This window comes from Micrococcus sp. HSID17227, from assembly GCF_003989405.1.
GTDB lineage: Bacteria > Actinomycetota > Actinomycetes > Actinomycetales > Micrococcaceae > Micrococcus > Micrococcus luteus.
Genome location: NZ_RBLN01000069.1, coordinates 1 through 8812, shown reverse-complemented (window position 1 = coordinate 8812; position 8812 = coordinate 1). Strand labels below are relative to the sequence as shown.

At 72.7% G+C, this 8812-nt stretch carries 7 protein-coding genes and 1 pseudogene; 5 read left to right on the top strand and 3 right to left on the bottom strand.

All coding sequences use genetic code 11. The annotated features are described in order from the left end of the window. Window positions 1-233, bottom strand: a pseudogene (locus D8M29_RS05485) (bifunctional 3'-5' exonuclease/DNA polymerase); the annotation flags it as partial. A gap of 238 nt (window positions 234-471) precedes the next feature. Between D8M29_RS05485 and D8M29_RS05480 the strand changes: the two are divergent. Then, the gene (locus tag D8M29_RS05480) at window positions 472-1953 is read left to right on the top strand and encodes a sugar porter family MFS transporter (protein WP_060973553.1); all 1482 of its coding nucleotides are present in this window, start codon (window positions 472-474) and stop codon (window positions 1951-1953) included. A gap of 73 nt (window positions 1954-2026) precedes the next feature. Here the strand turns inward: D8M29_RS05480 and D8M29_RS05475 are convergent, their stop codons facing one another. Further along, window positions 2027-3328, bottom strand: a complete 1302-nt coding sequence (locus D8M29_RS05475; protein ID WP_036316429.1) for a dicarboxylate/amino acid:cation symporter — start codon at window positions 3326-3328, stop codon at window positions 2027-2029. Between the two features lie 228 nt (window positions 3329-3556). Here D8M29_RS05475 and D8M29_RS05470 point away from each other — a divergent pair, with 228 nt between their 5' ends. From D8M29_RS05470 to D8M29_RS05455, 4 genes are read left to right on the top strand one after another with little or no spacing between them, the layout of a single operon-like run. After that, window positions 3557-4198: an ABC transporter permease gene (locus tag D8M29_RS05470; RefSeq protein WP_002855197.1), complete on the top strand. Its 642-nt coding sequence runs from the start codon at window positions 3557-3559 to the stop codon at window positions 4196-4198. Further along, on the top strand, window positions 4195-5202 hold the full coding sequence (locus D8M29_RS05465; protein WP_036316431.1) for an ABC transporter ATP-binding protein: 1008 nt from the start codon (window positions 4195-4197) through the stop codon (window positions 5200-5202). The genes D8M29_RS05470 and D8M29_RS05465 overlap by 4 nt, the downstream gene beginning before the upstream one ends. Continuing rightward, entirely contained in the window at window positions 5199-5951 is a 753-nt protein-coding gene (locus tag D8M29_RS05460; RefSeq protein ID WP_036316433.1) for an ABC transporter permease, read from the top strand. Before D8M29_RS05465 ends, D8M29_RS05460 begins: the two co-directional genes overlap by 4 nt. After that, window positions 5948-6955, top strand: a complete 1008-nt coding sequence (locus tag D8M29_RS05455) for a glycine betaine ABC transporter substrate-binding protein (protein WP_036316435.1) — start codon at window positions 5948-5950, stop codon at window positions 6953-6955. The genes D8M29_RS05460 and D8M29_RS05455 overlap by 4 nt, the downstream gene beginning before the upstream one ends. A gap of 73 nt (window positions 6956-7028) precedes the next feature. Here D8M29_RS05455 and D8M29_RS05450 read toward each other — a convergent pair whose 3' ends face one another. Next, window positions 7029-8666, bottom strand: a complete 1638-nt coding sequence (locus tag D8M29_RS05450; RefSeq protein WP_127445837.1) for an alkaline phosphatase — start codon at window positions 8664-8666, stop codon at window positions 7029-7031. Window positions 8667-8812 lie beyond the last annotated feature (146 nt).

The window sequence follows — 8812 nt, the reverse complement described above, 5'->3', positions numbered from 1 at the left end:
ACCCGCACCCCCGCCACCAGCCAGGCGGCGTACTCCGTCCCGACGTCGGCGAGCACCCAGCGGACCGTGCTCGGGTCCACGCCCAGGCGGGCGGGCAGACCGGCCACGAGCCCGGCCACGGACCCGGCGGCGCAGGATCCCAGGGGAGAGGCGCCGTCGCCTTCCCCGTCCAGGGCCCACCAGGCGCCGGGGCTGCCGACGGAGGCGGGGGCGGGGCCCAGGACGACGAACATGGCCCTCATTCTGCCCCGTGACCCGAGGCGCCGTCTGCCGCAGCCCTGTGCGGCAGACCTCCCGGCACGGCGGCGACCACGGCGGGCGCAGCGGGCACGGTTCCCCCTGATGTCCCGCCGCCTCGTCGGGAGGCGGGGGAGGGGCTGTGCGACTTGCACGCTCGCCGAGCGGAGAACACACTGTGCGGACGCACCGGCGCGCAGCCGGCCGTCGGGCGCCACCCAGAGAGGACCCACCATGACAGCGACCCGGTCCGGCGGCGCCGCGACGTCTCGCCTCAACGCCAAGGTGGTCGGCATCTCGGTCGCCGCCGCGCTCGGCGGCTTCCTGTTCGGCTTCGACACCTCCGTCATCAACGGTGCCGTGGACGCCCTCGCCGGGGAGTTCGGCCTCGGCGCCGGTCTGACGGGCTTCGCCGTCTCCTCGGCGCTGATCGGCTGCGCGCTCGGCGCCTGGTTCGCCGGGCCGATCGCCAACCGCCGCGGCCGCGTGCCCGTGATGGTGATCGCCGCGATCCTGTTCCTGGTCTCCGCCATCGGCTCGGGCCTGGCGTTCGGCGTGGTCGACCTGATCTTCTGGCGCATGGTCGGCGGCCTGGGCGTGGGCGCCGCGTCCGTGATCGCTCCGGCGTACATCGCGGAGGTCAGCCCGGCCCATGTGCGCGGTCGCCTCGGCTCGCTCCAGCAGCTGGCGATCGTCCTCGGCATCTTCGCCGCGCTGCTCACGGACGCGCTCTTCGCGACGATGGCCGGGGGAGCGGCGCAGCCGTTCTGGCTCGGCGTCGACGCCTGGCGCTGGATGTTCCTGGCCGAGACCGTCCCGGCGGTGCTGTACGGCCTGTTCGCCCTGAAGCTGCCGGAGTCCCCGCGCTACCTGGTCGCCCGCGGCCGCACGGACGAGGCGGCCGAGGTCCTGCACGAGTTCACCGGCGTGGACCGGGTGAACCTGATGATCGAGGACATCCGGCGCTCGCTGGACTCGGAGCGCCGCGAGTCGCTGGCGGACCTGCGCGGACCGTCGGCGGGCCTGCAGCCGATCGTGTGGATCGGCATCCTGCTCTCCGTCTTCCAGCAGGCCGTGGGCATCAACGTGATCTTCTACTACTCCACCACCCTGTGGCGTTCGGTGGGCTTCGGGGAGTCGGACGCCCTCACGGTCACCGTGATCACCTCGGTCACGAACATCGCCGTCACCCTCATCGCGATCGCCCTGGTGGACCGCGTCGGCCGTCGCCCCATGCTGATCGCCGGCTCCGCCGGCATGACGGTCAGCCTCGGCCTGATGGCACTGGCCTTCTCCTTCGCGCAGACCGGCGGCGCCGAGTCCGTCTCCCTGCCGCAGCCGTGGTCCACGGTGGCGCTGGTGGCCGCGAACGCCTTCGTGGTGTTCTTCGGCGCCACCTGGGGTCCGCTGGTCTGGGTGCTGCTGGGCGAGATGTTCCCGAACCGCATCCGCGCCGGCGCGCTCGCCGTGGCCGCCGCCGCGCAGTGGGCGGCGAACTTCACCGTCTCCACCACGTTCCCGTGGTTGGCGGACATCGGCCTGACCCTCGCCTACGGTCTGTACGCGGTCATGGCGGCGCTGTCCCTGGCCTTCGTGGCGGCCTTCGTCCCCGAGACCAAGGGCAAGACGCTCGAGGAGATGAGCGACGTCGTCGTGCGTTCCCCGGGGCAGCGGCGCGCGGTGCGCGCCGAGGCGGAGCGGGATCTGCGCGGCTGACACCGCCCGTCCCGACGACGGCCCCCTCCCTGAGCTGCAGACAGGGAGGGGGCCGTGGTGTGTGCGGGGCGGGTCAGCCGGCGTCGGCGCCGGTCGCGGCCCCCTCGTCGTCGAGGCGCTCCAGGCCCTCGTCCTCGGAGTCCTCGATGAGACGGTCTCCGGCGATCTTGTCGACGATCATCGCGATGGCGGCGTCGCCGGTCACGTTGGTGGCGGTGCCGAAGGAGTCGATGGCGATGTACGTGGCGACCATGAGCGCGACCTGCGGCTCGGTGAAGCCGAGCATCGAGGTCAGCAGGCCCGAGGCCGCCACGATCGCGCCGCCGGGCACGCCGGGCGCCGCGACCATGGTGACGCCCAGCATGAAGATGAAGCCCACGAACACCGGGACGTCGATCGACTGGCCCGAGAGGAACAGCACCGCGATGGAGAACGAGACGATCTTCACGGTGGAGCCGGCCAGGTGGATCGTCGCGCACAGCGGCACGACGAACGAGGCGATCGGCCGGCGCACGCCGAGCAGCAGGGTCTGGCGCAGGGTCACCGGGATGGTCGCCGCCGAGGACGAGGTGCCCAGGGCCGTCGCGTAGGCCGGCAGCATCGTCTTCAGTGCCGTGAACGGGTTGCGGCCCGCGATCGCGCCCGCGACGACGTACTGGAGGAGCAGCAGCACCACGGTGAGGCCGAAGACCAGCAGGATCACGCCGAGGAACGTGGTGATGACCTTGAAGACCTCGCCGGCGGCGGTCATGTTCAGGAACACGCCGAAGATGTAGACGGGCAGCAGCGGCACGATCAGGCCCATGACGACCCGCTCGATGATCGATCGCAGCTGGTCGAAGCTCTCGTGCAGGGCGCCGCGCGGCAGCATCGTCAGGCCGATGCCGAGCACGAACGCGAGCAGCAGGGCCGTCATCACGCCGAAGGGCGGGTCCATCTGCACCTCGAACAGCGGGCCGAGCAGCGCGTCCTCAGGGTTGGCCATCCCCTCGAAGGACCCGGGCGTGAGGATCAGCGGGAAGACGAGCAGGCAGACCAGCAGGGCGCCGAAGCCGCCGACCAGGGTGGAGCCGTAGGCGATGCCGCCGGTCAGGGCCAGCAGCTTCCCCGCGCCCCGGCCGATGTCGCCGATCGCGGGGGCGACGAGCGCCAGGATCAGCACCGGGACGATGAAACCCAGGAAGTTCGAGAACAGCCCGTTGAAGGTGGCGAAGGCCTGCACGAGCCAGGTCGGCGCGACCAGGCCGACGAGGACGCCGGCCACGATCGCGACGAGGATGCGGGGCAGCAGGCCGACGCGGCGGCGGGGCACGGCGACGGCGCCCCCGGAGTCGGGGCCGGACGCGTCGAGGGCATCGGAGTGGGAGCGAGACATGGCCGACACGCTAGCGGAGGCCGTCCTGCCCGTCGCCCGGTCGGTAGGCCATCCTTGGCGGTGCCGGTGACCCCCTTCGTGGCGCAGAACACAGGGAGCGCCACCATCTCGGGGAGCGTGCAAGAGCACGCCCGACCCACCCGGACCGAAGGAGACGACGATGACGGTCCTGCCCCGCCCCGCAGACGCCCGGGCCGCCCAGGGGTGCGCTGCCGGCGTGGAGGCCGCATGAGCGAGTTCCTCGCCTCACGCTGGCCCGACATCCTCTTCCGGGCGTGGCAGCACGGGTGGCTCGTGCTGCAGGCGCTGGCCATCGCCACCGTGCTCGCCATCGCGCTGGCCGTGATCGCCACGCGGATCAAGGCCCTGACCCCGATCGCGAACGCCTTCACGGCCGTCGGGCTGACCCTGCCTTCCTTCGCGCTCATCGGCGTCCTGATCCCCCTGGTGGGCATCGGGACCGTCCCCGCCGTCGTGGTGGTGGTCTTCTATGCCCTGCTGCCCATCCTCCGCAACGCGCTCGTGGGTCTGCGCGGCGTGGACCCGGAGGTGCTGGAGGCCGCCCGGGGGATGGGCATGGGGCCGGTGGCGCTGTTCACCCGGGTGCGTCTCCCGCTGGCCTGGCCCGTGATCCTCACCGGCATCCGGGTCGCGGGCCAGCTCGGCATGGGCGTGGCCGCGGTCGCGGCCTACGTCCTGGGGCCCGGACTGGGCTCGTACATCTTCACGGGGCTGGTCTCCCTGGGCGGCGCCAACGCGTTGAACTACGCCCTCGTGGGCACCCTCGGCATCGTCGTCGTCGCCCTCGTCCTGGACGGGCTGCTCGTGCTGCTCGGCCGGCTCACCATCTCGAAGGGACTGCGCGCATGAGCACCGACCGTGACGCCGGGGCCGAGATCCGTCTCGAGTCCCTGACGAAGCTCTATCCGGGGCAGGACCGTCCCGCCGTGGACGCCCTGGACCTCATCATCCCCGCGGGGGAGACCGTGGTGTTCGTCGGCCCGTCCGGCTGCGGCAAGACCACCTCGCTGAAGATGATCAACCGCCTCATCGAGCCCACCTCCGGGCGGATCCTGATCGGCGGGGAGGACATCACACGCCGTGACCCCACCCGGCTGCGCCGTCAGATCGGCTACGTCGTGCAGGGCGGCGGGATGATGCCCCACCTGTCCGTCGCCGAGAACGTCGGCCTGGTGCCGCGCCTGCTCAAGTGGGACCGCCGGCGCATCGCCGACCGTGTGGACGAGCTGCTCGAGCTCGTCGGCCTGGACCCGGCGATCTATCGGGACCGTTTCCCGCGCGAGCTGTCCGGCGGACAGCAGCAGCGCGTCGGCGTGGCGCGGGGCCTCGCGGCGGATCCACCCGTGCTGCTCATGGACGAGCCCTTCGGCGCCGTGGACCCCCTCACCCGCCAGCGCCTGCAGCAGGAGATGCTCGACATCCAGGCCAGGGTGGGCAAGACCATCGTGATGGTCACCCACGACGTGGACGAGGCCGTGCTCCTGGGCGACCGGATCCTGGTGCTCGAACCCGGCGCGCACGTGGCCCAGTACGCCACCCCCGAAGAGGTCCTGGCGCGGCCGGCCACCGAGTTCGTGGCCGACTTCGTGGGGTCGGGGGCGGGGCTCAAACGGCTGGGGCTGCGGTCGGTCGACTCGCTGCCGCTGCGCCCGATCGCACCGCACCCGACGGGCACGCTGCCGGGCGAGCCCGTGCTCGACGCGGCCACCCCGATCAGCGAGGCCCTCGCCGCGCTGGTCATGGCCCCGACGGAGGAGATCGCCGTGGTCCGTGATGGCACGGTCATCGGTCTGCTCGACTATCCGACACTGCGCGCGCACGCCCGCGCCGGCGACGAGCAGGCTCGGCCATGATCGCCCGGCTGCGTGCGGCCTCCGCCGAGGACCGCCTGCTCCTGATCGGCCTGCCGCTGCTCGTGGCCGCCCTGCTGATCGGGTGGACCGTCTGGGTGCGCGGAGCCGCCCTCGACGACGTCGAGGCCCGGCTGCTGACCTGGCCCACCGTCCTGCGCCTCACCGCCGAGCACCTGGCCCTCGTCGGCGTGTCCACCGTTCTGGTCGTGGCGACGGCCGTCCCGCTCGGCGTGCTGCTGAGCCGCCCCGCCGCCCGGCGGTTCACCCCCGTCGCCATGGGGCTGGCCAATGCCGGCCAGGCCGCTCCCGTGATCGGTGTGATCGTCCTGCTCGCCATGGCGTGGGGGTTCGGCTTCCGGGTCGCCGTCCTGGCCCTGTCCCTCTACGCGTTCCTGCCCGTGCTGGCCAACACCCTGGCCGGGCTGCGGGGCGTCGACCCCACCGTCGTCGAGGCGGCCCGCGGCATGGGCATGTCACCGCTGCAGACCCTGCTCCGGGTGGAGCTGCCCTTGGCCCTGCCCGTGATCATGGCGGGTCTGCGGACCGCCCTGGTGCTGCTGGTGGGCACCGGGGCGTTCGCGACGTTCATCGACGCCGGCGGCCTCGGCCTGCTCATCCAGACCGGGATCGTCCTGTTCCGTTTCCCGCTGCTCGTCTCGGGGGCGATCCTCGTGGCCGCCCTCGCCCTGATGATCGAGTGGATCGGCCGCCTCGTCGAGACGCTGGCCACCCCGAGGGGGCTCGCATGACCACCTCGCGCGCGACCATCCCATCCCGCCGCCGCGGCCGGACCCCCGCTCGTGCCGCGCTCGCCGCGCTCGGCCTGGCGGCCTCCCTGGTCCTGTCCGGGTGCGGGCTGAGCACCGCCGGCGGCTACCTGCCCTCGGGCACGCCCGCCGGCGACGTCGCCGGGATCGACCTCGAGGGCGCCCACGTGGCGGTGGGGTCCAAGAACTTCAACGAGGGCGTCGTGCTCGGCAAGATCACCGCGATCCTGCTGCGCTCCGCGGGTGCCGACGTCGAGGATCTGACCAACATGCCGGGTTCGCTCAGTGCGCGCCAGGCCCAGGTCGCAGGCGTCGTGGACGTCGAGTGGGACTACACGGGGACCGCCTGGATCACGTACCTGGGCCACACCGATCCGATCCCGGACGCCCAGGCGCAGTGGGCCGCGGTCCGGGACGAGGACGCGCAACAGGGCCTGGTGTGGCTGCCGCCGGCCGAACTCGACAACACCTACACCTTCTCCGTGCGCCAGGACCGGGCGGAGGAGCTCGGCCTGGAGACACTCGCGGACATCAAGGACCTCCCCACGGAGGACCAGTCCTTCTGCGTGAGCGCCGAATTCGCCGCCCGCAACGACGGATTCCTGCCCATGCTCGAGGCCTACGGGATCGAACGGCCCACCGGATCCCGGCTGCGCCAGATGGACATCGGGGCGGTGTTCGCCGCGGTGGCGGACGGGACGTGCACCTTCGGGGAGGCGTACGCCACGGACGGGCGGATCGCCGCGCTGGACCTGACGACCCTGCAGGACCCGCTGAGCTTCTTCCCGAAGTACAACGCGGCCCCCATCGTGCGCGAGGAGGTCCTGGCCGAGCACCCCGAGATCGCCGACCTGCTGGCGCCCGTGACCGCGCGCCTGGACAACGCGACGGCCGCGCGCCTGAACGCCCGGGTGGACGTCGACGGCGAGGAGCCCACCCAGGTCGCGTGGGACTGGCTCCGCGAGGAGGGCCTGATCACCGACTGACGGTCCGCCGACGCCGCCGACACCGCGGGGGACGCCCCGCTGGGGAGCGTCACCCGCCGCGCGGCACGGCGGATCAGGCCGCCGTCAGCGTGCGCGAGTACACCGTCCGGCCGGCGGCGTTGATCAGACGCACCCGGAACTCGCGGCCGTCCTCGGGGATCTCGACGTGGCCGAAGTACTGGTGCTCGCCGGAGCGCGGCGAGCCCATGACCGGCCCGTGCGCCTCGAAGTCCAGGCGAGGGCCGAAGGTGCCGTCCAGTGTGTTCGGGCCGAACGATCCGGCGTTGATGGGGCCGGCCACGAACTCCCAGAACGGCTCGAAGTCGGTGAACGCCGCGCGGTCGGGGGAGTAGTGGTGCGCCGCGCAGTAGTGGACGTCGCCGGTGAGGAACACGACGTTCTTCACGCCGTGGTCCTTGATCGCCTTCAGGAGGCGGGCGATCTCCAGTTCGCGGCTCAGCGGGGCGCCGTCGTCGCCGTTGGACAGGGACTCCTGCCCCGTGCCGTCGGGGACGATCAGGCCCAGCGGCAGGTCGTTGGCGATGACCTTCCACGTGGCGGTCGACGCGCGCAGCCCGCGGATGAGCCACTGCAGCTGCTCCTCGCCCAGGATCGGGGTCTCGTGGGTCTCGAGCCCCGGGGTGTTCTCGCCCTTGTGGGTGCGCATGTCCAGGGCGAACACGTCGAGCGTCGCGCCGCGGGGGATCCTGCGGTAGATGCGGGCGGGCTCGAAGCCGGAGCCGCGGCGCAGGGCCGTGGAGTCGGCGATCGGCATGTACTCCTGCCACGCGCGGCGGGCGCGGGCGGCCAGTGTGTCCACGTCACGGACCTGGGTGTAGCGCGGGTCTTCGAGGACCTCGCCCGGCCACCAGTTGTTGGTCGTCTCGTGGTCGTCCCACTGGGCGATGACGGGGACGTCCGTGTACAGGGCGCGGAGGTTGTCGTCCATCATGTTGTAGCGGTGGCGGCCGCGGAACTCGTTCAGCGTCTCGGCGACCTTGGACGTCTCCTCCGTGACGAGGTTGCGCCAGGTGGGCTCGCCGGCCACCTCGAGGGTCTCCGGGATGGGGTTGTCCGCGTAGATCGTGTCGCCGGAGTGCAGGAAGAAGTCGGGCTGCGTGGCGTGCATCGCCGCGTAGCCGCGCATGCCGCCGATCTCCGGGTTGATGCCGTAGCCCTGCCCCGCGGTGTCCGCGGTCCACACGAAGGACTGGGCGGCGGAGGTCTTCCGGCCGAACCGCGCGCCGGGCGCCGTCGTGAAGCGGGCCACGGCCGACTCGCCCAGGCGGCCGGCCTCGTCCTCGAACGCGTACGTCACCTCGAAGCGGGTGCCGGAGGGCAGCGTGTCCGCGAGGATCTTCGCCGTGTGGTCGGTGGCCCCGTCGACCCAGCCGGAGCGCAGGGTCAGCCCGCGAGAGAAGCGGCCGCGCAGCGCCTTCCCGTCCTCGTCGACCGCGCGCAGCGTGGCGTGCAGGCGCGAACGGCCGGACGAGCGCGCCCACAGCACGGCCGAGTTCGAGGTGACATCGCCGGTGGCGACGCCGGACGGCAGCGTCAGACGGGACGCGACCAGGCCACCGGGGGTGTGGCGGGCCGGACGGGCGGCGGCGGGGCCGGCGAGGGCGGCGGGGGCGAGCACGGCGGCGGACGCCGCGGCGAGCACCGAACGGCGGGAGGCGGAGTGGGACAGGGGTGCGGTGGTCTGCTTCACGGGGCCAGGGTGGGGCACGCAGGCGAGGCGCATGTGGCGGTGGGCTGACCCTCGGGTGAACTTCCGACGCCGGCCCCGGCGGCAGCGGGGTCGACCGGCCCGGGGCCGCTCAGCGCAGGGCGGCGACCGTCCGGACGGCGTCGACA